Raw genomic sequence first — 21,624 nt, 5'->3', positions numbered from 1 at the left:
GTTGCGGGAGGCGGGTGACATTCGCGTTCCGGGCAGCGACTGCGCGCATTCGGAGGATCTCGTCGTGATCCGCACCTCGTCCTCGACGGACACCCGGTAGTACGCCCTACTTCGGTGCCTGGAAGCCGCCGATCTTCTGCTCGAGCAGTTCGGCCAGCCGCAGCGGGGTGCGGTCCTCGAACATCGGACCGATGAGCTGCACTCCCACCGGCAGACCCTCGGGGGACCGGCCCGCTGGTACGGCGGTGGCGGGCAGGCCGGGCATGGTGGCCAGACCGGCCCAGACGAGCTGGTCGAAGTACGGGTACTCGACGCCGTCGATGTCGATCCGGCGCTCCAGCGGATTGGGGTTGTGGTCGTGCGGGAACGCGGGAGTGGGCGTGATCGGGCACACCACGGCATCGAACTCGGCGAACAGTTGCCGCCAGCCGTGGCGGTGCAGTTCGCGGCGGTTGTTCGCCTGGAGCCAGTCGCGGTGGCTGAACACCATGGCGCGCAGCCGTGCCGCGTCGAGACTCTGGTCCTCCGCGCTCAGTCCGGCGGCGCGGGTCCGCAGCCGATCGTACGGTTCGACGGGAAAACGTGCGACGGAGCCCGAAACCAGCAACTGGCTGTAGAGCGTCCCGGCCTCGGTCAGATCGGGTAGCAGCGGACTGTGCCGTTCGACGTGGGCGCCGCCGTCGACAAGCGCGTCGGCGACTCGGTTCACGCTCGCCCGCACAGCGGACCCGGTCGGAATGAGCGGATGTTCGTCGAGGATCAAGACCCGGAAGTCGCGGAGCCGTTCGTGGCGCGCGGGCGGCAACCTCAAGTGGTGCGCCACGCCGAGCGTCAACGGGTCCGGTCCGGCCATGACGTCGAGCAGGAGCGTGAGGTCGCGGGCAGTGCGCGCCATCGGACCGACGACGGCGAGTTCGAGGTCGACCGGCAATGGCGGTGCCGACGGCGCGACCATGCCGCGGGTTGCCGCCAGTCCGAGTGTCGGCTTGTGCGCATAGATGCCGCAGAAATGCGCGGGGGTGCGCAGCGAACCGGCGAGGTCGGAGCCGATGGACAGCGCGCCGAATCCGGACGCCAGGGCCGCCGCTGATCCACCGGAGGATCCGCCCGGCGTGCGAGCGTGGTCCCACGGGTTGTTGGTGGTGCCGTAGATCTCGTTGAAGCTCTGGATATCTTGCAGCCCCAAGGGCACATTGGTCTTACCGAGCACCACCGCGCCTGCGGCCTTGAGCCGCGACACCTGTATCGCGTCCTCGGCCGGCACATAGTCCCGGTGTTGCGGCATGCCCCAGGTCGTGGGCAGCCCGGCGATGTTGTAGGACTCTTTGACCGTCACCGGAATGCCGAGCAGTGGGCGGTCCTCACCGCGGGCCCGCGCCTGGTCGGCACCGCGCGCGGCGGCCCGTGCACGGTCGAAGTCCGGCACACAGATCGCGTTGATCGCCTTGTCGTCCCGCTCGATACGGGCGATCGCCTCGTCGGTCAGTTCCGCCGAGGTCACTTCACCGGCACGCAAGGCAGCCGCGAGTTTTTCGGCCGTCTGAAAATTCCACTCCATGAATCCGACCGTACCGGCCTCTGCAACAGGTCATGAAATGCCGCTTCGCGCAACGGGATGGACGTCTAAATACTCATCATGTTCCTCTCCGGCCACAGACATTCGCCCGACCGCCGGCGATGGCGACGCGCGGCGGGATCGGTGTCGGCCTGGGAGTTCAGGAGACCTTCATCGGACACCCGCGCGTACTTCGCTAGGCCGCGAACCGACGTATGCCCGGACAGCTTCATCAGCACCGGCGTGGACGCGCCCTTCTCCGCAGCGTGGGTCAACCCCGAGTGGCGTAGCACGTGGAACATGTCCTCACGGGACAGCTCGAAGGACGCCCTCGTCTCCAGCCGCGGACAGGCGGCCGTCACATCGCGCTGGGCAGACGGTAAGGACTCCGGATCAGGCCTGAGGAGGCACTGACCGAGCGGACCGTCCGCACCACCCCGAAGGCGCTGGACACCGGCAGGACCGTGGTTCAGGACGCCATTCCGGGCGACCGAATCGGCCGAGCAAGTGGGCACGTGCGGGCAATCAGACCTCCCCCGTGCTCAGAGCCGCAGCCTCCGGCAGGCGTCTCATCAGGTGTGTCGGCGTACCCCCTCCCACGTGGCAGCCGTACCCACTCCGCTGGTATCAACGGCCTGGTGATCTCCTGCAGCCCGTCCGAAACGATTCAGCTCCACGCATCCCGCCCCATTGCGAAGCAGAATGCCCCCTCACCACATAGGACACCGCCTTAACGGCGCGTTGACCATAGATCTTCCATGCTGCTAATAAGTGACCACTTTTGAAGGTCCAGGTCTTTATCACCGGACAGTTACGGATCTGCCAGACTGCTGTTACCGCATGGGGATCGTTAAAGCTTGCGCTCATCTGGCGCACATTCCTATGGTACTTGATAACCGAGGTCACAGGGGGAGTAATGACAGGATCAAGCGATTCCGCTAACTCGGCATCCGGACGACATGCTGAAGAATGGACCGTGCCCGGCTACGCCAACGGCCAGGAGCTGGGCAGGGGAGGCAACGGCCGGGTCGTGATCGCCCTGCACACGGCGACCGCCCGGCATGTCGCGATCAAGTATCTCAATGAAGAACTGGGCGCGAGCACTGCATTTCGCACCGCCTTCCAGACAGAGGCCAAGGTCCTCAGCAGTCTGAACTCACCTCATGTGACGCAGCTGTACGAGTATGTCGAAGCGCAGCAGGGCGCCGCCATCGTCATGGAACTGATCGCCGGTGCTGCCCTGCGCGCGCTCCTGCGCCAGGAGGGCCCAACCGGACCCGAGGCCGCGCTGGTAGTACTGAAAGGGTCCCTCTTGGGCTTGGCCGCCGCTCACAGCGTGGGCGTGGTGCATCGGGACTACAAGCCCGAAAACGTGCTAGTCACCATGGACGGCCAGTCCAAACTGGCGGACTTCGGTATCGCCGCGCGTACCGGTGACCACTGCAGGTACGGCACACCGGCGTACATGGCCCCCGAGCAGTGGAGGAATGAGTCCGCCACCGCGGCCACTGACGTCTATGCCGCCACTGTCACCTTCTACGAGTGCCTCACCGGCGTACGCCCGTTCAACGGCACGAAGTGGGAACTCCTCGCGCAGCACGTCAACGCGCCGGTGCCGATGGACGACGTGCCAGAAGCAGTGCGTAGCCTGGTACTGCACGGCATGGCCAAGGACCCGGCACAGCGACCAGAGAACGCCCCCGCCTTCCTGCAAGAATTGGAACGGGTCGCCGCTTCCGCGTATGGGCCCGGTTGGGAAGAGCGCGGCCAGAGCCGCCTGGCCGCCCTAGCGGCCCTGCTGCCCCTGGTGTTCTCACGCCTCAAGACGACCCCAGTAGGCGCTGCCGCGGACCTGGCCCTCACCGTGCTACCAGGAGGCCGCCGCACACAACTCCTCAAGCGAGATGCCCTGATCGCCGGAGCGGCTGCCCTGGGGGTAGCTGCGATCATGAGCTTGATGCCAGGGGGCTGGGCCGGTCAAGAAGCGGCTCACGCGGAACAGACGGCGGCGCACACACAAGCCATCACCACCCTCAACCCGGGCGACGACTCCAGCAGTCCTTCGGGGAGGACGGACACACACTCCAAAGAGGACACCTCCACAGACGACGGAGGTCAGGACAACACCGGAACACGTGGACCATCACCGTCGGTAGGAGCTATCGCTCCCGAAGGCCCGTCACGGACAGGTTCGGACACTGGCGACGGGGCTTCTGAGCCGGCCACCCCGGGGCCGACGGCCCCTGGTCACGGTGATGATGGCGATGACTCCGGGGCTCCCACCCCGGGGCCGACGGCCCCTGGTCACGACGATGATGGCGACGACTCCGGAACTCCCACCCCCGGGCCGACGACCCCTGATCGCGGCCACCATGACGACGACTCCGGGGTAGAGGGCGAGCCCGGGTGATCAAGATGACCGATGCCAGGCCGGGACAGGACATTCCCGGCCTGGCGCTGGCGCTGGCGCCCAATGAGTCATGGCCCGGGCGGTGACGATCAGACAGCCACCATCAGCAATTGATCAACAAGGGACCTAAGTGGAGCTGATCCTCTTGAGGCCGGCGCGGGAGAGGCCATGATGCACATGCGAGGTCTGAAATGACGGACGGTGTCGAGGAATCAGGCTTGCCGCGGCACTTACCGGACCCGGAACCGCACTCGACAATGTCTGACCCGGATCTGCAGCCAACCGTGCCCGACCCCGACCTGCAAGAAACTGTACGAGTCCACCCTCCAGCCCAGGGTGGAAACGCCGACGACCATGCCTACTGTGCCACCGCTCTCGACACTGCTTGGTCCAGCAGCCAATCGGGCGCCACCGAGGTACCGACGGAGAGCATGCCCCCACCCGTCGGGGCAGTCCCCACGGCACATGAGTCCGGTGTGTTCCGCTTCGGCCCAGGCGTACCCCCCTCGGGGGTGGGGGATGCCGCAGTTGAGGCCTGGCACGGCACTGTGCCAGGCACAGACCACAGCAAACGCCACGGCCGTCTGCACTGGTTGCGGCGGTACCGTCTGGCGGCTGCGGTGCTGACCGCAGTCGTGATCTATTTGCTCTGGCCACGGGATACACCGGACATGCGGATCACTAAGGTGACAGCGCACACCAACGCGACTCTCACCTGTGACCAAACCGCGGAAGTAGTCGCCGTGGTAGGCACCAATGGGCAACCGGGCACGGTCACCTATCAATGGAACCGCAGCGATGGCACCTCATCAGGACCGCTTGAAGAACGGTTCGGCAAAGGGCAGCACGAGGCTCGACTTCGATTGCTATGGACATTCCACGGCAGGGGAACGGACGACGCGAAGGCACAGCTGCTCATCACCTCGCCTGCCCCGCATACCGTGTCCGCCTCCTTCACCTACACGTGCCGCTGAAACCACTCAAGACCCCTTGGACGTAGGCCGCTCCCATCGACAAGGCTGATCCGAGCGGTCTCTCTGGCGGCTCTGCAACAGCTCCGCCGGTGGACAGCCGGTGGACAGACACCTTGGACTGTGCATCACGGGGTGGCACAGGTCAGCCTGTCGAACGTGCTCTGCGTCGTTCCCACACCCGCCAAGAGGTCCCAGGCCGGGGCGCTGGGCTCGTTGAGACGACCGACAGCCACCCGGGTGGGCCCTGTGCCGCGAGGGACATCCCAGAGACTTTTCAGGGACTTTCACGCCTGTCTGAGGGACTTCCGAGGGACTTCCGCCGTGTAAGCAGGGAAGGCCCTGACAACGCTGAAAGATGCGAACGCGCTGGTCAGGGCCTATTTCCTCAGCACTCGATGACGTTGACCGCGAGCCCGCCCCGCGCCGTCTCCTTGTACTTGACCTTCATGTCGGCGCCCGTCTCCTTCATGGTCTTGATGACCTTGTCGAGGGAGACATGGTGGCGGCCGTCGCCGCGCAGCGCCATACGTGCGGCGGTGACCGCCTTGACCGCCGCCATGCCGTTGCGCTCGATGCAGGGGATCTGGACGAGGCCGCCGACCGGGTCGCAGGTGAGGCCGAGGTTGTGTTCCATGCCGATCTCGGCGGCGTTCTCGACCTGTTCGGGGGAACCGCCGAGGACTTCGGCGAGGCCGCCGGCGGCCATGGAGCAGGCGGAGCCGACTTCGCCCTGGCAGCCGACCTCGGCGCCGGAGATGGAGGCGTTCTCCTTGAAGAGCATGCCGATGGCGCCCGCGGCGAGGAGGAAGCGGACGACGCCTTCCTCGTCGGCGCCGGGCACGAAGTGGGTGTAGTAGTGCAGGACGGCGGGGATGATGCCGGCCGCGCCGTTGGTGGGGGCGGTGACGACGCGGCCGCCGGCCGCGTTCTCCTCGTTGACGGCCATGGCGTAGAGGGTGATCCACTCCATGGCGCGGGCGGTCGCGTCGCCGTCGGAGCGCAGGGCGCGGGCGGCGGTGGCGGCGCGGCGGCGGACCTTGAGGCCGCCGGGCAGGATGCCCTCCTGGGACAGGCCGCGGGAGACGCAGGACTGCATGACGTCCCAGATCTCCAGCAAGCCGGCGCGGATCTCCGCCTCCGTGCGCCAGGCCTTCTCGTTCTCCAGCATCAGGGCCGAGATGGACAGGCCGGTTTCCCGGGAGCGGCGCAGCAGCTCGTCGCCGGTGCGGAAGGGGTGGGCGAGGACGGTGTCGTCGAGCTTGATGCGGTCTTCGCCGACCGCGTCCTCGTCGACCACGAAGCCGCCGCCGACCGAGTAGTAGGTCTTCTCCAGCAGCGGGTGGCCGTCGGCGTCGTACGCCTGCAGGGTCATGCCGTTGGCGTGGTAGGGGAGGGACCGGCGGCGGTGCAGGACCAGCTGGGCCGACTCGTCGAAGTCGATCTCCTGGGCGGCGCCGATCTCGGCGCCGAGCAGCCGTAGTCGCTTGGTGGTGCGGATACGTTCCACCTCGCCGTCGGCCGCCTCGACGTCGACGGTGCGCGGGGAGTGGCCCTCCAGCCCCAGGAGGACGGCCTTGGGGGTGCCGTGGCCATGGCCGGTGGCGCCGAGCGAGCCGAAGAGCTCGGCGCGTACGGAGGCAGTGGGGGCCAGCACGCCCTCGTTCTTCAGCCGGCGCACGAACATCCGCGCCGCCCGCATCGGGCCGACCGTATGGGAGCTGGAGGGACCGATACCGATCGAGAAGAGATCGAAGACGGAGATGGCCACGGGGGGACTCCTTTGTCTGTGGTGCGGGGGGCGCGCCAGAGTGGGCGCGCCCCCGTGGCCGGGTACGTCGAAGAGTTGCTTCGCCCGGCGAAGTGTTGCTTCGCCCGGCGAAGTGTTGCTTCGTCCAGCGAAGAGTTACTTCTTCGACAGTTCGGGGTAGAGCGGGTGCTTGTCGGCCAGCGCCGTGACCCGGGCCTTCAGCGACTCGGCGTCGTAGGACGGCTTGAGGGTCTCGGCGATGATGTCGGCGACCTCGCGGAAGTCCTCCGCGGTGAAGCCGCGCGTGGCCAGCGCCGGGGTGCCGATCCGCAGACCCGAGGTGACCATCGGGGGCCGCGGGTCGTTCGGGATGGCGTTGCGGTTGACGGTGATGCCGACCTCGTGCAGGCGGTCCTCGGCCTGCCGGCCGTCCAGCTCGGAGTCGCGCAGGTCGACCAGGACGAGGTGGACGTCGGTGCCGCCGGACAGCACCGAGACGCCGGCCTCGCGCACATCGGGCTGGGTGAGGCGCTCGGCGAGCAGCTTGGCGCCCTCCAGGGTCCGCTCCTGGCGCTCCTTGAAGGCCGCGCTCGCGGCGACCTTGAAGGAGACCGCCTTCGCCGCGACGACATGCTCGAGCGGTCCGCCCTGCTGGCCGGGGAAGACCGCCGAGTTGATCTTCTTGGCCAGCTCGGCCGTGGAGAGGATCACACCGCCGCGCGGGCCGCCCAGGGTCTTGTGGGTGGTGGTGGTCACCACATGGGCGTGCGGTACGGGGGAGGGGTGCAGCCCGGCCGCGACCAGGCCCGCGAAGTGGGCCATGTCGACCATGAGGTACGCGCCGACCTCGTCCGCGATCCGGCGGAAGGCGGCGAAGTCGAGCTGGCGCGGGTAGGCCGACCAGCCCGCGATCACGAGCTTGGGGCGGTGCTCCTTGGCGAGGCGCTCGACCTCGTCCATGTCGACCAGACCGGTCTCGGCGTCCACGTGGTAGGGGACCACGTTGTAGAGCTTGCCGGAGAAGTTGATCTTCATGCCGTGGGTGAGATGGCCGCCGTGCGCCAGGTTCAGACCCAGGATGGTGTCGCCGGGGGAGAGCAGCGCGAACATCGCGGCCGCGTTGGCCTGGGCGCCCGAGTGCGGCTGGACGTTCGCGGCCTCGGCGCCGAAGAGCTCCTTGACCCGGTCGATGGCGATCTGCTCGACCACGTCGACATGCTCACAGCCGCCGTAGTACCGGCGGCCGGGGTAGCCCTCGGCGTACTTGTTGGTCAGGACCGACCCCTGGGCCTCCATGACGGCCGCCGGAGCGAAGTTCTCCGAGGCGATCATCTCCAGGGTGGACTGCTGGCGGTGGAGTTCGGCGTCGACGGCGGCGGCGACGTCCGGGTCGAGCTCGTGCAGGGAGCTGTTGAGAAGCGACATCAGGGTCCCGATCGAAGAGGAGGGTCAGTTTTCGGCGAAGGCGGTGTACTCGTCGGCGGAGAGCAGGTCCTCCGGCTCGTCCGTCACCCTCACCCTGAACAGCCAGCCGCCCTCGAAGGGGGCGGAATTCACCAGCGCCGGGTCGTTCACCACGTCCTCGTTGATCTCGGTGACCTCGCCGGAGACGGGCGCGTACAGATCGCTGACCGATTTCGTGGACTCGAGCTCGCCGCAGGTCTCACCGGCGGCAACGGTGGAGCCGACTTCCGGGAGCTGGACGTAGACGACGTCACCGAGCGCGTTGGCCGCGTACTCGGTGATGCCGATGGTCGACACGCCGTCTTCGCCGGCGGCCGACAGCCACTCGTGCTCCTTGCTGTAGCGCAGCTGCTGGGGGTTGCTCATAGTCCGATTCTCCTGGATACGGGGGAGTGCTTGGGAAACGGGTCTTGACTGGTGGGACGGTGTGGAATACGGCGCCGCGACACCGCGGGCACCGCGGGGCTCAGCGCCCGCGCCGGTAGAAGGGGAGCGCGACGACCTCGTACGGCTCGTGGCTGCCGCGAATGTCCACCGCCAGGCCCTTGGTGCCGGGCTCGGCGTGCTCCACCTCGACGTACGCCATGGCGATCGGCTTGCCCAGGGTCGGGGAGGGCGCACCCGAGGTGACCTGGCCGATCCGCGCCCCGTCGGGGCCCACCACGGAGTATCCGGCACGCGGCACCCGGCGTCCCTCGGCGACCAGGCCGACCAGTGTGTGCGGCGTCACGCTCTCCGCCTGGCGCGCCGCGGCCTGCAGCGCCTGGCGGCCGACGAAGTCACCGGCCTTCTCGAACTTCACCACCCGGCCGAGCCCCGCGTCGAAGGGCGTCCTGTCGGTGGACAGCTCATGCCCGTACAGCGGCATCCCGGCCTCCAGCCGCAACGTGTCCCGGCAGGACAGACCGCAGGGCACCAGCCCCACCGGGGTCCCGGCCTCGGTCAGCGCCTGCCAGAGCCGCTCCGCCTGGTCCGGCGCGACGAACAGCTCGAAGCCGTCCTCGCCCGTGTAGCCGGTGCGGGCGATCAGCGCGGGGACGCCCGCGACGGTGCCCGGGAGCCCCGCGTAGTACTTCAGGCCGTCGAGATCGGCGTCGGTGAGGCTCCTCAGGATGCCCGGGGACTCGGGGCCCTGGACGGCGATCAGCGCGTAGGCGTCGCGGTCGTCCCGTACGGCCGTCTCGAATCCGCCGGCGCGCTCGGTCAGCGCGTCCAGCACCACCTGGGCGTTGGAGGCGTTCGCCACGACCAGGAACTCCTGCTCGGCGAGGCGGTAGACGATCAGGTCGTCGAGGATGCCGCCCTCGGTATCGCAGATCATGGTGTAGCGGGCGCGGCCCACGGCCAGCGCCGAGAGATGGCCGACCAGGGCGTAGTCCAGGGCCTGGCCCGCCTGGGGCCCGGTGAGAGTGATCTCACCCATGTGGGAGAGGTCGAAGAGCCCGGCGTGGGTGCGCACCGCGGTGTGCTCGTCGCGCTCGCTGCCGTAGCGCAGCGGCATGTCCCAGCCGGCGAAGTCGGTCATGGTGGCGCCGAGCGCACGGTGGGCCGCGTCCAGCGCGGTACGGCGGGGCGTGGGCGTGGGCGGGGCGTCGGACATGATTCACAGCTCCCAGGATCAGGATCGCGGCGACGACAGGGACGGTCCTCCCCATCTGTCATCGGAACCTGAGAGGTTCGCCGTGACTCCCCTCACAACGTGGGGGCCGTCGGCTTGCACCTTGGGTGGAGCCACACCAGCGGCTCGCTTTTCAGATCTGCCTCGCCCGCGCGGTATTCGGGGCCTGAGAGATTCAAGGGAGGACTTGCTCCTTCGGCGCCCTGGACGCCCGGCACGGCTGCCGGTGGCCAAGGACTCTCCCGCGCGGATTCAAGCGGCCGGTATGGAGTTGCGCGCTCATCATCGCACGTACGCGCGAGAAGGGAAGCCCCGCACTGTGACCAGGGCCGCGCCGCATCGCCTTGATGGGCATTACCTTTTCTTGACACTCTTCGGGTACGAGCCGCAGTGACCGACCTGGGAGGACGATCACGGTGCAGGGGCAGGGAACATATGAAACGACCCATGGACCCCTGCCCGCGCGGCGGGGCGGGACACCATCCACAACCGCGCCCGCGCGGCGGGGCGAGGCGCCGTCCGCCGGCACGCTCCGGCCGGGGCGCAGAGCCGCCGTGCACGACCTGCGCGCCGCCGCGGGGCCGCGCGAGCTGCGCTACCCGGCGCAGGATGTGCTGGTCGCCTCCGGGCTGCCGGGCAGCGGCAAGACCACTCTGATCAAGCGGACGGTGCCGGTCCTGGACCACGGCGACGCCGCCGTCGTGCGCGTGGACTCCCAGGACACCCGTGCGTCCTGGGAGCGCCGGCTGCCCCGCTGGCTGCCGTACGCGCTGTACCGCCCCCTCGTCCGGTGCGCGCACTACGCGGGGCTGCGCCGGGCGCTGCGCTCGGGCGCGAGCGTGGTCGTGCACGACTGCGGCTCGCTCTCGTGGGTCCGTCGCTGGCTGGTGCGGGACGCGCGGCGCAGCGGCCGCCGGGTCCATATGGTGCTGCTGGACGTGGAGCCCGCGGTGGCCCTCCAGGGGCAGGCCGCCCGGGGGCGCGGCGTCTCGGGCTATGCCTTCGCGCGGCATCGGCGCGCGGTGCGCCGGCTGGTCTCGCGGATGGAGTCGGGGTGCCCGCCCGAGGGCTGCGCCTCCGCGGTGCTGCTGGACCGGTCGACCGCGAGCGCCTTGCGCGGTATCTCCTTCGAGTGACCCTTGGCATGACGCGCGCCCCGCGGACCATGGCGGAACCGGCCCCCGGCGCTTACGGAACTAAGCGGATGCGGTGAAGTTCGCCGCTGATCCCTCGCCGTTCGGCCTGGCCGAGGGCTTGGACGCCGAGAAGGATCAGCACTTGACTTCGCCGTAACCGCTTACGGCGGGGGGCGCGGAAGCCCGCTTCCGGCGTGGGGATGTGCTGTGGAGATGGCCGCCGCCGCGATGGTCTTCCGCGGCCCAGCCATTAAGGTGCTGGTGCAGGTCGGACGAGATGGCGGTTGGACGAAGATGAGCTTCCCGGAGCAGCCCGGTGTGACATCGGCTCACGGTGGATTTCCCGGCAGCGTTTATCCCGGTTTCCCCGGTAATGAGCTCGAAGAGGTGCTCGCCGCCTCGGTCGGGGTCCCGGGGGCCGGAGCGCGCATCGTCGAGACGCTCGCCCGCAGCCATGTCTGGGTTCCGCTGCCGAACGGCGGGGGCCCCGACAGCCCGAGCCTGGATCTGCCGACGATGGAGATCGAAGGTGCCGCGTATGTGCCGGTGTTCAGCTCCGAGCAGCAGTTTCTGCAGCTCGTCGGCGCCCATATGTCGTTCACCATCGCCCCGGCCGTCGAGTTCGCCCGTGGCCTGCCGCCCAAGCTCGGCATCGCGGTGAACCCGCAGGGCGCGGTTGGCGTACCGCTTCCGCCCCCCGCCGTCGCACAGCTGTGCCGCGCCGGGCGTACGGAGCTCGACGGATCGGCCGGCGGCGGCCGGGTGCGGCTGTTCGAGCCCGACTGGCAGGACGAGCCGGTCGACTTCCTGGCCGCCGCCGGGATCGAGTTCGCCAAGGAGACCGGGGTACGGACCGCCCGGCGCGCCCTGGCCAGCGTCGAGGGCGAGCCGCCCGCGCTCTTCGTGGGTGTCGAGCTGGATGCGCCCGGTCCGCAGGGTCAGGCCCGCGCGGTGGACGCGCTGGGCCGGGCGCTCGGCTCGGTGCCGGTGCCGTGGACGGTGCAGCTCGTTCTGCTGGACATCGCCCAGGACCCGGTGGCCGACTGGATGCGCGAACGGGTCCGGCCGTTCTACGACCGTGACCTCTGACTCACCCCAGGGCCCGCTGCCAGGGCCCGTAAGCTGGTTTGATGACCACAAGGGGCGTGACGACGCGCCTCGGTGAGGTGTGGGCAAGGCCGAGAGAGGGGCGGACCCAGGTGAGCGCGGGCGCGGATTGGGGGGCGGCGGCCGGTCAGGTGGAGCGGATGCTGCAGCAGGTCGCTCCCGGCCGGTACGACGCCTACGAGGCGCTGCTGCACGCCCTCGGCGAGGGCGAGGTCTGGATGCTGCTGTGGCACGGCTCGCCCGGCTCGTCCGACGCCCAGTACGGCAACATGGACGTGGACGGCCTCGGTTACGCCCCGTGTGTGACCTCCGCTCAGGAACTCGCCGCGAGTGGTTGGAATCGTGCGCACGAGGTGGTGGACGGACGGCGGATCGCGACCTCCCTCTACCGCGACCGCTACGGCCTGTGGCTCAACCCCCACGCACCCGGCGGCGGGGTGGGCATCCCCTGGCTCGATCTGCGCCGGATCGCCGGCGGGCTGGACCGGCTGCCCGCCGGACCGCTGCGGCTGAGCGAGCCCGCCATCGACATCCCCCAGTTCTACGCCCTCTTGGGGCAGAACGCGCACCGCACCGCCGTGGTGCGCTCCTTGCGGCGCGCCTGGGTGCAGCCCGCGCTGGGCGCCCCGTATCTGGCCATCGGCCTGGATCTGTACGAGACCAGCGGGCCGGCCGTGCAGTCCGTGCGGGTGATGATGGAGCAGTCGATCGCCGCGGTCCCGGACGGGCTGCCGGTCTCCACGGTCGCCCTCTCGGACGAGGACGACCCGGTGGCCATGTGGATGCGGGCCCATGCCCGCCCGTTCTTCGACCGTGACGCCTACGGCGCCGCCCCCGCCGCGCCGCCGTCCTACGGCTACGGGTATCCGCCGCCGCGCCATGCGTACTGATCCACCGCGAACCGGCTGAAATAACCCCCGCGCTCCCGGGTTACTGCCGCGTTCTCGTGACGCGGCCGTCCGTATAACGGAACACCCGTCCTCACATCACGGTTAGGCATCCATTGCCCGTGAGCACTGGCGGGCGTTCACAAACGCGATGAAGACTCCCGCTCCAAGGGGCGCGGCTCCTGTGTCATCCCCTTGGTCAAGGGGTTCCGTACCATGAGCGCGACTTTCACCCATGGCGTGAACGAAGCCGCTACAGCGGCGAGTCGTGGGCCGGTCACCACCGGTCGAGATAAGGGGTCTTCACCACGATGTCGGCACCATTGCACGGCACGACCACCGACGCGGATCCGGTCGCGACTGCCGATGTAGCGGCGAACACAGTCAAGGCGTCGGTCGAAGGCAGGTCGCTGCGGCAGATCGCCTGGATGCGATTGAAGCGCGACAAGCTCGCGCTGGCCGGTGGCATCGTTGTCATCTTCCTGGTCCTGGTGGCCGTCTTCGCGCCGCTGATCGTGAGTCTGCTCGGCCATCCGCCCAATGAGTTCCACCAGGAGAAGATCGATCCGCTGTTCGGCACCCCGAAGGGGTCCATGGGCGGCATGAGCTCCGACTTCCTCTTCGGCGTCGAGCCGTCCAACGGCCGCGATGTGTTCAGCCGGGTCGTCTACGGGGCGCGGATCTCGCTGCTCGTGGCCTTCCTCGCGGCGGTGGTCGCGGTGGCCCTCGGGACCGTCTTCGGCATCGTCGCCGGGTACCTCGGCGGCTGGGTGGACTCGGTGATCAGCCGGGTGATGGACATGCTGCTGGCCTTCCCACAGCTGCTCTTCATCATCTCCCTGGTCTCGGTGCTCCCCAACGATCTGCTCGGCCTCACCGGCAGCGGGGTGCGCATCGCCATCCTCGTCTGCGTGATCGGCTTTTTCGGCTGGCCCTATGTGGGACGTATCGTGCGCGGACAGACGCTGTCGCTGCGTGAGAAGGAGTACGTGGAGGCCGCGCGGAGCCTGGGTGCCGGCCGGCGCTACATCCTCTTCCGTGAGCTGCTGCCCAACCTGGTGGCGCCGATCACCGTCTACGCGACGCTGATGATCCCCACCAACATCCTCACCGAAGCGGCGCTCAGCTTCCTCGGGGCGGGCGTGAAGCCGCCGACGGCCTCCTGGGGCCAGATGCTCTCCAAGGCCGTGGGCACCTACGAGGACGACCCCATGTTCATGATCATCCCGGGTGCGGCCATCTTCATCACGGTGCTGGCCTTCAACCTCTTCGGCGACGGCGTACGCGACGCGCTCGACCCGAAGGGCACCCGATGACGGTGCCACGTGTGGCCACGGACCGGTCGTACCCCACCGAATGTGCCCCTGTCGTCCCCGACAGACGGCTCCCCCATGATTCCCCGGCGCCAATGCCAAGGACCGCTATCCCGGAGGTTGCAGGAACGATGAAACGTCACGTGAGAAGCAGGCGGATCGCCGGTGCGGCGGCTGTCGTGGGCGCTCTCCTGGCCACCGCTGCCTGCGGTGGCGGCGGTTCCGACGACAAGGGGTCGGGCGCCGGTTTCAACGCCGCGGTGAAGGGCGTCGCCAGCAAGTCCGCCAAGAAGGGCGGCACCCTCAAGTTCATCAACAAGCAGGACTTCGACTCCCTGGACCCGCAGCGTCAGTACTACGGCTTCGCCTGGGACTTCTCCCGCTTCTACGCGCGCCAACTGATCACGTACGCGCCCAAGCCGGGCAACGCGTCCAATGAGCTGGTCCCCGACCTGGCCACCTCCACGGGCAAGATCTCAGACGGTGGCAAGAAGTACACCTACACCCTGCGCGACGGGGTCACCTGGGAGGACGGCTCGCCGATCACCTCCAAGGACGTCAAGTACGGCATCGAGCGCATCTGGGCCAAGGACGTGGTCTCCGGCGGCCCCGGCTATCTGCGTCAGGCCCTGGACCCCAAGGGCGAGTACAAGGGCCCCTACAAGGACAAGTCCAAGGACAAGCTGGGTCTGAAGGCGATCGAGACGCCGGACGACAAGACCATCGTCTTCAACCTGGCCAAGCCCAACGGTGACTTCGAGCAGATGCTCGCCATGCCGACCGGCTCGCCCGTGAAGGCGGACAAGGACACCGGCGCCAAGTACACCAACCGGCCCTTCTCCTCCGGCCCGTACAAGGTCACCTCGTACAGCCCGGGCAAGAGCGCGGCCCTGGTCCGCAACCCCCACTGGAAGAAGGCGTCCGACCCGATCCGCCCGGCCCTGCCGGACAAGATCACGGTCACCTTCAACTCCAACCTCGAGGCGATCGACAAGCTCCTGATCAAGGGCGACTACGACGTCTTCCTGAGCGCCACCGGCATGACCCCGTCCGGCCGCAACACCGCCCTCAAGCAGCACAAGGGCAACGTCGACAACATCACGACCAGCTTCATCCGGTACGTCGACCTCGCCACCAAGGTCAAGCCGTTCGACAACATCCACTGCCGTAAGGCGGTCCTCTACGGCACGGACTACCAGTCGATCCAGACCACCCGCGGCGGCCCGCAGGCCGGCGGTGACATCGCCACCAACATGCTCCCCAAGAGCATCAAGGGGGCGGATGACTACGACCCGTACGGCATCCTCAAGCGCGGCGGCAAGCCGGACCAGGCCAAGGCCAAGGACGAGCTGAAGCAGTGTGGCAAGCCGGGCGGCTTCTCCACCAACATCGTGGCGCGCAACGACCAGCCCGGTGAGGTCGAGGCCGCCGAGGCGATGCAGGAGTCGCTGAAGAAGGTCGGCATCGTCCTCAATGTGGAGCCGATCGAGGGCGGTTCCTCCGCCAGCATCACCGGGTCCCCCGCGGTGGTGAAGAAGCGCGGCTACGGTCTGTCCATGACCGGCTGGGGCCCGGACTTCCCGACCGGCCAGGGCTTCTCCCAGCCGCTGATCGACGGCCGCTTCATCGAGCAGACCGGCAACTACAACGTCTCCGAGACCAACAACGCGGAGATCAACAAGTACTTCGACGACGCGCTCAAGGAGACCGACCCCAACAAGGCCGGCGAGATCTACAAGAAGATGAACCACAAGGTCAGCGACCTGGCCGTGCAGATGCCGTTCATCTACGAGAAGAACATCACCTGGCGCAGCTCGCGGCTGACGAACGCCTTCTCGTCGGCGGCCTACAACGGCCGCTACGACTACTCCCAGCTGGGCGTCGTCAAGTGACGTCGCGTCATACGACCCGTCACACCCCCCACCATCGCCGCACCCGATAGGCCCGAAGGGCAGGTGATGGCCGCGGGCGGTGGTCCGCAAGCCCCCCAACCGGGGGCCTGCGGACCACCGCCGGGCCGCGCACAGTGCTTGCTTATCTCATCCGGCGCTTGTTCGCCGTCGTCATGATGCTGTTGGTCGTCACCCTCACGACCTTCGCCATCTTCTTCATGATCCCGAAGTGGGCCGGTTCCGACCCCGCGCTGCTGTTCGTCGGCAAGCAGGCCGACCCCGCGGCCATCGAGGGCATCAGGCAGAAGCTCGGCCTCGGCGATCCCGTCCTGGTGCAGTTCTGGCACTTCGTCCAGGGCTTGTTCGCCGGGCGGGACTACGCCAACGGCGCGGACGTCACCCACTGCCCCGCCCCCTGCTTCGGCTACTCCTTCCGCACCGAGCAGGCGGTGTGGCCGCAGCTGACCGACGCGATGCCGGTGACCCTCTCCCTCGCCGCGGGCGCCTGTCTGCTGTGGCTGGTGGGCGGCATCGTCACCGGTGTCGTCTCCGCGCTGCGCCGCGGCACCCTGTGGGACCGCTCGGCGATGACCGTGGCGCTCGCCGGTGTGTCGCTGCCGATCTACTTCACCGGTCTGCTCTCGCTCGCCATCTTCAGTTACCAGCTGAAGTGGGTGAACGTGGACTACAAGCCGCTCGGCGAGGACCCGGCGATGTGGTTCGAGAGCCTGATCCTCCCGTGGATCACGCTCGCCTTCCTCTACGCCGCGATGTACGCCCGGCTCACCCGGGCCACCATGCTGGAGATCATGGGCGAGGACTACATCCGCACCGCCCGCGCCAAGGGGCTGCGGGAGCGGGTGGTCATCGGCCGGCACGCGATGCGCTCGACCTGGACCCCGATCCTCACCCTGCTCGGCCTCGACCTGGGCGCGCTGCTCGGCGGCGCGGTACTGACCGAGACCACCTACAACCTGCCCGGCCTCGGGCGGCTCGCGGTGGACGCGATCGCCGACAAGGATCTGCCGATCATCCTCGGCGTTACCCTGATCGCGGCCCTGTTCATCGTCGTCGCCAACCTCGTGGTGGACCTTCTGTACGCCGTCATCGACCCGCGAGTGAGGCTCGGATGACCGATCTGACCAAGCACGGAGAGCCCGACGGCGGGACCGCCGCCGGGACCGCTGCCGAGACCACCGCGACCGCCGCCGTCGGGGAGGTGGCCGCGGCCGGCTCGCCCGCCCCCGACGCCTTCCTGGAAGTGCGTGATCTGCGCGTCCACTTCCCCACCGACGACGGTGTGGTCAAGTCCGTGGACGGGCTCAGCTTCCGGCTGGACAAGGGCAAGACGCTCGGCATCGTCGGCGAGTCCGGCTCCGGCAAGTCCGTCACCTCGCTCGGCATCATGGGCCTGCACACCACGGGGCAGTACGGCCGCCGCAAGGCCCGGATCTCCGGGGAGATCTGGCTCAACGGCCAGGAGCTGCTGAGCGCCGACCCGGACGAGGTGCGCAAGCTGCGTGGCCGCGAGATGTCGATGATCTTCCAGGATCCGCTCTCCGCGCTGCACCCGTACTACACCATCGGCCGCCAGATCATCGAGGCGTACCGGGTCCACCACGACGTCAGCAAGGTCGTGGCCCGCAGGCGCGCGATCGAGCTGCTGGACCGGGTCGGCATTCCGCAGCCCGACAAGCGGGTGGACAGCTATCCGCACGAGTTCTCCGGCGGTATGCGCCAGCGCGCGATGATCGCCATGTCGCTGGTCAACAACCCAGAGCTGCTCATCGCGGACGAGCCGACCACCGCCCTGGACGTCACCGTCCAGGCGCAGATCCTCGACCTCATCCGGGATCTGCAGAAGGAGTTCGGCTCGGCGGTCATCATCATCACCCATGACCTGGGCGTCGTCGCCGAGCTCGCCGACGACCTGCTGGTGATGTACGGGGGGCGCTGCGTCGAGCGCGGTCCGGCCGAGAAGGTCTTCTACGAACCCCAGCATCCGTACACCTGGGGGCTGCTGGGCTCGATGCCCCGTATCGACCGCGACCAGACCGAGCGGCTCATCCCCGTAAAGGGCTCCCCGCCCAGCCTGATCAACGTGCCGTCCGGCTGCGCCTTCCATCCGCGCTGCCCGTACGCCGATGTGCCGCCGGAGGGGATCACCCGCACCGAGCGGCCGGAGCTGCGGGAGGTGCCCGGCGCGGGTGGGCACTTCACCGCCTGCCATATGGCGCAGGAGGACCGCACGCGGATCTGGACCCAAGAGATTGCGCCGAAGCTGTGACGGAGACAAAGGATCCGAAGATGACGGTCCCGGAGCAGGCGACCACCTCGCCCGAACCCCTGCTCAAGGTGTCGGGCCTGGTCAAGCACTTCCCCATCAAGAAGGGGCTGCTGCAGCGGCAGACCGGTGCGGTGCAGGCGGTCGACGGACTGGACTTCGACGTACGGCCGGGGGAGACCCTGGGCGTGGTGGGCGAGTCGGGCTGCGGCAAGTCCACCATGGGCCGGCTGGTCACCCGGTTGCTCGAACCCACCTCCGGAAAGATCGAGTTCGAGGGCAAGGACATCACGCATCTGGGCACCGCCGCGATGCGGCCGATGCGCCGTGACGTCCAGATGATCTTCCAGGACCCGTACTCCTCGCTGAACCCCCGGCACACCGTCGGCGCGATCATCAGCGCGCCCTTCCGGCTTCAGGGCGTCACCCCCGAGGGCGGCATCAAGGCGGAGGTCCAGCGGCTGCTGTCGCTGGTCGGGCTCAACCCCGAGCACTACAACCGCTATCCGCACGAGTTCTCCGGCGGCCAGCGCCAGCGCATCGGCATCGCGCGGGCGCTCGCCCTCAAGCCCAAGCTGGTCGTCGCCGACGAGCCGGTCTCGGCGCTGGACGTGTCGATCCAGGCGCAGGTGGTCAACCTGCTGGACGACCTCCAGGACGAGCTGGGCCTGACGTACGTGATCATCGCGCACGATCTGTCGGTCATCCGCCATGTCTCGGACCGGATCGCGGTGATGTACCTCGGGAAGATCGTCGAGCTCGCGGACCGCAAGGACCTCTACGAGTCACCGATGCACCCGTACACCAAGGCGCTGCTGTCCGCGGTGCCGGTGCCGGACCCCAAGCGGCGCGCCAAGCGCGAGCGGATCCTGCTCAAGGGCGATGTCCCCTCGCCGATCTCGCCGCCGTCCGGCTGCCGTTTCCACACCCGGTGCTGGAAGGCGACCGAGGTGTGCAAGCAGCAGGAGCCGCCGCTGGTCGCGCTCGCGACCGGGCACCAGGTGGCCTGCCACCACCCGGAGAACGCACCGGACCAGGTGCCGCGGGAGAAGGCCGGCGCCGAGGCGGCACAGAAGGTGACGAAGAAGACCGATGGCTGAGACGCGGCGGGGCTGACCGATTCGATGAGCAAGGGCGGCAGGTAAGAATGTCGCGTGCTCATCGAACTGTTCACCCCGTCCGTCCAGCATGCGCTCGAAGTCGTCGGGATCTTCGTCTTCGCCATCTCCGGGGCACTGCTCGGCGTGCGCAAGAACTTCGATGTCTTCGGCATGGCGGTGCTCGCGGAGGTCACCGCGCTGGGCGGCGGGATCTTCCGGGATCTGGTCATCGGCGCGGTGCCCCCGGCGGCCTTCGTCGATCTCGCCTACTTCTTCACCCCGCTCGTCGCCACCGCCATCGTCTTCTTCCTCCATCCGCAGGTCGAGCGCATCACGGTGACGGTGAACGTCTTCGACGCGGCGGGGCTCGGCCTCTTCTGCGTCGAGGGCACCATGAAGGCCCATGACCACGGGCTCGGTCTCACCTCGTCCGTCACCCTCGGGATGGCCACGGCGGTCGGCGGCGGTGTGCTCCGCGACCTGCTCGCGCATGAGGTGCCCTCACTGCTGCGCTGGGACCGGGACCTGTACGCCGTGCCGGCCATCGTCGGCGCGTCGATAGCGGCGCTGCTGATCCACCTCGACGCCCTGTCCGGGGCCACCAGCGCCCTCGCGGCCATCACGGCGTTCGTCGTCCGGCTGTTGGCGATGCGGTTCGGCTGGCGGGCGCCGCGGGCGTGGAACCGGCGGAGCACGGCGGCCGAGGAGGTCTGAGGCGCCGCGGGGCGCCGCGGTCGCACTCTACATTCCCTTGTGGTTATATAGCGTGTGCGTTATGTTCAGGGCATGACGCTACCGTTCGATGTGCTCGCGGAGCCGAGCCGACGGCAGATCCTGGATCTCCTCCTGGACCGCCCCCACCTGGTCGGTGAGCTCACCGAGCAGCTCGGGCTGAGCCAGCCGGGCACCTCCAAACATCTGCGGGTGCTGCGCGACGCCGGTCTGGTGCGGGTCCGCCAGGACGCCCAGCGCCGCTGGTACGAGCTGTGCCCCGAGCCGCTCGCCGAGGTCGACGCATGGCTCGCGCCGTACCGTCGGCTGTGGACCGACCGTCTCGACGCGCTCGAACGACACCTCGACGCGATGCCGGATCCCACCGACGGAGAAGAGCCATGAAAGACACCCTCAGCCAGGCCGGCGACGGCCGCGCCGCACTGACCCTCGAGCGCCGGATCGCCCACCCCCCGGAGAAGGTCTGGCGGGCGCTGACCGAGCCCGCGCAGCTCGCGCACTGGTTCCCCTCCCAGGTCCGGGTGGAGCTCAGGGTCGGCGGCACGATGGGGTTCGTCTTCCCCGGCCGTGAGGCGCCGGACATGAACGGTGTCGTCACCGAGCTCGATCCGCCCCATGTCTTCGCGTTCACCTGGGGCGACGACCACCTCCGCTGGGAGCTGCGCCCCGACGGCGACGGCAGCGTGCTCACCCTCAGCCACACCTTCGGCGACCGCTTCGGCGCCGCGAGCTTCGCCTCCGGCTGGCACACCTGCGTCACCGGCCTCGCCGCTCTCCTCGACGGCGAGAAGCCCGCCCCCGGCGACATCGCCGGGCTGCACGAGCAATACATCGAGACCTTCGGGATGGCCGAGGGCGAGGTGGATACCACCGAGGACGGCGGCTGGCGGCTGCGCTTCGAGCGGCAGTTGGTCCGCCCCGCCGGGACGGCCTGGGAGGCGCTGGCCGGGCAGACCGATGCCTCCGCGCTCACCGTCGGCGCGCCCGTCCCGACCGGCTTCCGGACGGACGCGGCGCCGGCGGGGCCGATCGCCGAGGTCGACGCGGAGCGCGTGCTCTCCTACGACTGGGAGCGGGACGGGCGCCCCGCCGGGCGGGTCCGCTGGGAGCTGACCCAGGGCACCGGCCATGGGGCACGCCTCATCCTGACCCAGACGGGCCCGGCGGGCGCGGAGGAGGATCGCGAGGCGGCCCAGGCGTCATGGCGCCGCCACATCGACCGGCTGGCCGCCAAACTCCTCCACACGCGCGGCTGACCATCACGCCCGGTTGTGGGCAATCGTCCTGGGTGTGGCGCATAGCGCGGAACGGGCGGGCACACCCCGTTCACCGCCCCGCGATCCGCCCGGTTGCGGGCATTCGTCCCTCCCCCGGCTACCGCTGGGAGACGCCCCCTGGCGGGACG

At 68.8% G+C, this 21,624-nt stretch carries 19 protein-coding genes, 1 pseudogene and 1 riboswitch; of the genes and pseudogenes, 13 read left to right on the top strand and 7 right to left on the bottom strand.

What is annotated here, in order from left to right; translation table 11 throughout:
- Nucleotides 1-106 precede the first annotated feature (106 nt).
- The 3 genes and pseudogenes from ABZU99_RS00360 to ABZU99_RS00350 all read right to left on the bottom strand — a co-directional run.
- A complete protein-coding gene (locus ABZU99_RS00360) occupies nt 107-1,558 on the bottom strand; it encodes an amidase (protein ID WP_356044480.1) in 1,452 nt (483 codons plus the stop codon).
- Between the two features lie 65 nt (nt 1,559-1,623).
- Nucleotides 1,624-1,917 carry a tyrosine-type recombinase/integrase gene (locus ABZU99_RS00355; protein WP_356227637.1) on the bottom strand — a complete coding sequence of 98 codons (294 nt, stop codon included), beginning with the start codon at nt 1,915-1,917 and terminating at the stop codon, nt 1,624-1,626.
- Between the two features lie 203 nt (nt 1,918-2,120).
- A pseudogene (locus tag ABZU99_RS00350) lies at nt 2,121-2,222 on the bottom strand (IS5/IS1182 family transposase); the annotation flags it as partial.
- 309 nt (nt 2,223-2,531) lie between these two features.
- Here ABZU99_RS00350 and ABZU99_RS00345 point away from each other — a divergent pair.
- On the top strand, nt 2,532-3,965 hold the full coding sequence (locus tag ABZU99_RS00345; RefSeq protein WP_356227634.1) for a serine/threonine-protein kinase: 1,434 nt from the start codon (nt 2,532-2,534) through the stop codon (nt 3,963-3,965).
- A 620-nt stretch (nt 3,966-4,585) separates the two neighbouring features.
- On the top strand, nt 4,586-4,939 hold the full coding sequence (locus tag ABZU99_RS00340) for a hypothetical protein (RefSeq protein ID WP_356044488.1): 354 nt from the start codon (nt 4,586-4,588) through the stop codon (nt 4,937-4,939).
- Nucleotides 4,940-5,324: 385 nt separating this feature from the next.
- Here ABZU99_RS00340 and ABZU99_RS00335 read toward each other — a convergent pair whose 3' ends face one another.
- From ABZU99_RS00335 to gcvT, 4 genes are all read right to left on the bottom strand, one after another.
- A complete protein-coding gene (locus ABZU99_RS00335; protein ID WP_355950722.1) occupies nt 5,325-6,707 on the bottom strand; it encodes an L-serine ammonia-lyase in 1,383 nt (460 codons plus the stop codon).
- A 135-nt stretch (nt 6,708-6,842) separates the two neighbouring features.
- Nucleotides 6,843-8,111 carry a serine hydroxymethyltransferase gene (gene glyA, locus ABZU99_RS00330; protein WP_355950719.1) on the bottom strand — a complete coding sequence of 423 codons (1,269 nt, stop codon included), beginning with the start codon at nt 8,109-8,111 and terminating at the stop codon, nt 6,843-6,845.
- Between the two features lie 24 nt (nt 8,112-8,135).
- Nucleotides 8,136-8,516, bottom strand: coding sequence for a glycine cleavage system protein GcvH (gene gcvH, locus ABZU99_RS00325; protein WP_355950716.1), 381 nt, complete (start codon nt 8,514-8,516; stop codon nt 8,136-8,138).
- 100 nt (nt 8,517-8,616) lie between these two features.
- Entirely contained in the window at nt 8,617-9,750 is a 1,134-nt protein-coding gene (gene gcvT, locus ABZU99_RS00320) for a glycine cleavage system aminomethyltransferase GcvT (RefSeq protein ID WP_355950713.1), read from the bottom strand.
- Between the two features lie 161 nt (nt 9,751-9,911).
- Nucleotides 9,912-10,023, bottom strand: a riboswitch (glycine riboswitch).
- Between the two features lie 299 nt (nt 10,024-10,322).
- On the opposite strand from gcvT, the gene ABZU99_RS00315 reads away from it, so the two are divergent.
- The 11 genes from ABZU99_RS00315 to ABZU99_RS00265 all read left to right on the top strand — a co-directional run bounded on the left by ABZU99_RS00315 (nt 10,323) and on the right by ABZU99_RS00265 (nt 21,475).
- A complete protein-coding gene (locus ABZU99_RS00315; RefSeq protein WP_355950710.1) occupies nt 10,323-10,904 on the top strand; it encodes an AAA family ATPase in 582 nt (193 codons plus the stop codon).
- 294 nt (nt 10,905-11,198) lie between these two features.
- Nucleotides 11,199-11,993 carry an enhanced serine sensitivity protein SseB gene (locus ABZU99_RS00310; RefSeq protein ID WP_355950778.1) on the top strand — a complete coding sequence of 265 codons (795 nt, stop codon included), beginning with the start codon at nt 11,199-11,201 and terminating at the stop codon, nt 11,991-11,993.
- Nucleotides 11,994-12,151: 158 nt separating this feature from the next.
- The gene (locus ABZU99_RS00305) at nt 12,152-12,901 is read left to right on the top strand and encodes an enhanced serine sensitivity protein SseB C-terminal domain-containing protein (RefSeq protein WP_355950775.1); all 750 of its coding nucleotides are present in this window, start codon (nt 12,152-12,154) and stop codon (nt 12,899-12,901) included.
- Between the two features lie 308 nt (nt 12,902-13,209).
- A complete protein-coding gene (locus ABZU99_RS00300) occupies nt 13,210-14,214 on the top strand; it encodes an ABC transporter permease (protein WP_355950707.1) in 1,005 nt (334 codons plus the stop codon).
- A 128-nt stretch (nt 14,215-14,342) separates the two neighbouring features.
- Nucleotides 14,343-16,103, top strand: coding sequence for an ABC transporter substrate-binding protein (locus ABZU99_RS00295; protein ID WP_355950704.1), 1,761 nt, complete (start codon nt 14,343-14,345; stop codon nt 16,101-16,103).
- A gap of 134 nt (nt 16,104-16,237) precedes the next feature.
- The gene (locus ABZU99_RS00290) at nt 16,238-17,236 is read left to right on the top strand and encodes an ABC transporter permease (RefSeq protein ID WP_355950701.1); all 999 of its coding nucleotides are present in this window, start codon (nt 16,238-16,240) and stop codon (nt 17,234-17,236) included.
- A complete protein-coding gene (locus ABZU99_RS00285) occupies nt 17,233-18,390 on the top strand; it encodes an ABC transporter ATP-binding protein (protein WP_355950698.1) in 1,158 nt (385 codons plus the stop codon). Before ABZU99_RS00290 ends, ABZU99_RS00285 begins: the two co-directional genes overlap by 4 nt.
- Before the next feature lie 20 nt (nt 18,391-18,410).
- Nucleotides 18,411-19,487, top strand: a complete 1,077-nt coding sequence (locus ABZU99_RS00280; RefSeq protein WP_355950695.1) for a dipeptide ABC transporter ATP-binding protein — start codon at nt 18,411-18,413, stop codon at nt 19,485-19,487.
- A gap of 54 nt (nt 19,488-19,541) precedes the next feature.
- Complete coding sequence (locus ABZU99_RS00275; RefSeq protein ID WP_355950692.1) at nt 19,542-20,201, top strand: trimeric intracellular cation channel family protein; 660 nt, start codon at nt 19,542-19,544, stop codon at nt 20,199-20,201.
- A gap of 72 nt (nt 20,202-20,273) precedes the next feature.
- Nucleotides 20,274-20,603 (top strand): metalloregulator ArsR/SmtB family transcription factor, encoded by a 330-nt coding sequence (locus ABZU99_RS00270; protein WP_355950689.1) that lies wholly within the window; start codon nt 20,274-20,276, stop codon nt 20,601-20,603.
- Nucleotides 20,600-21,475 carry an SRPBCC family protein gene (locus ABZU99_RS00265; protein WP_355950686.1) on the top strand — a complete coding sequence of 292 codons (876 nt, stop codon included), beginning with the start codon at nt 20,600-20,602 and terminating at the stop codon, nt 21,473-21,475. The genes ABZU99_RS00270 and ABZU99_RS00265 overlap by 4 nt, the downstream gene beginning before the upstream one ends.
- Nucleotides 21,476-21,624: the final 149 nt, after the last annotated feature.

Source organism: Streptomyces sp. NPDC005266, assembly GCF_040607655.1.
GTDB lineage: Bacteria > Actinomycetota > Actinomycetes > Streptomycetales > Streptomycetaceae > Streptomyces.
The sequence above is the reverse complement of the archived record's forward strand: the minus strand, read 5'-3'. Positions and strand labels throughout refer to the sequence as shown.

Bases quoted from the DNA above. Each gene is read 5' to 3' on its own strand.
- ABZU99_RS00360 (WP_356044480.1), bottom strand. From the start codon at position 1,558: ATGGAGTGGAATTTTCAGACGGCCGAAAAACTCGCGGCTGCCTTGCGT.
- glyA (WP_355950719.1), bottom strand. From the start codon at position 8,111: ATGTCGCTTCTCAACAGCTCCCTGCACGAGCTCGACCCGGACGTCGCC.
- gcvH (WP_355950716.1), bottom strand. From the start codon at position 8,516: ATGAGCAACCCCCAGCAGCTGCGCTACAGCAAGGAGCACGAGTGGCTG.
- gcvT (WP_355950713.1), bottom strand. From the start codon at position 9,750: ATGTCCGACGCCCCGCCCACGCCCACGCCCCGCCGTACCGCGCTGGAC.
- ABZU99_RS00310 (WP_355950778.1), top strand. From the start codon at position 11,199: ATGAGCTTCCCGGAGCAGCCCGGTGTGACATCGGCTCACGGTGGATTT.
- ABZU99_RS00305 (WP_355950775.1), top strand. From the start codon at position 12,152: ATGCTGCAGCAGGTCGCTCCCGGCCGGTACGACGCCTACGAGGCGCTG.
- ABZU99_RS00300 (WP_355950707.1), top strand. From the start codon at position 13,210: ATGTCGGCACCATTGCACGGCACGACCACCGACGCGGATCCGGTCGCG.
- ABZU99_RS00295 (WP_355950704.1), top strand. From the start codon at position 14,343: ATGAAACGTCACGTGAGAAGCAGGCGGATCGCCGGTGCGGCGGCTGTC.
- ABZU99_RS00285 (WP_355950698.1), top strand. From the start codon at position 17,233: ATGACCGATCTGACCAAGCACGGAGAGCCCGACGGCGGGACCGCCGCC.
- ABZU99_RS00280 (WP_355950695.1), top strand. From the start codon at position 18,411: ATGACGGTCCCGGAGCAGGCGACCACCTCGCCCGAACCCCTGCTCAAG.
- ABZU99_RS00270 (WP_355950689.1), top strand. From the start codon at position 20,274: ATGACGCTACCGTTCGATGTGCTCGCGGAGCCGAGCCGACGGCAGATC.
- ABZU99_RS00265 (WP_355950686.1), top strand. From the start codon at position 20,600: ATGAAAGACACCCTCAGCCAGGCCGGCGACGGCCGCGCCGCACTGACC.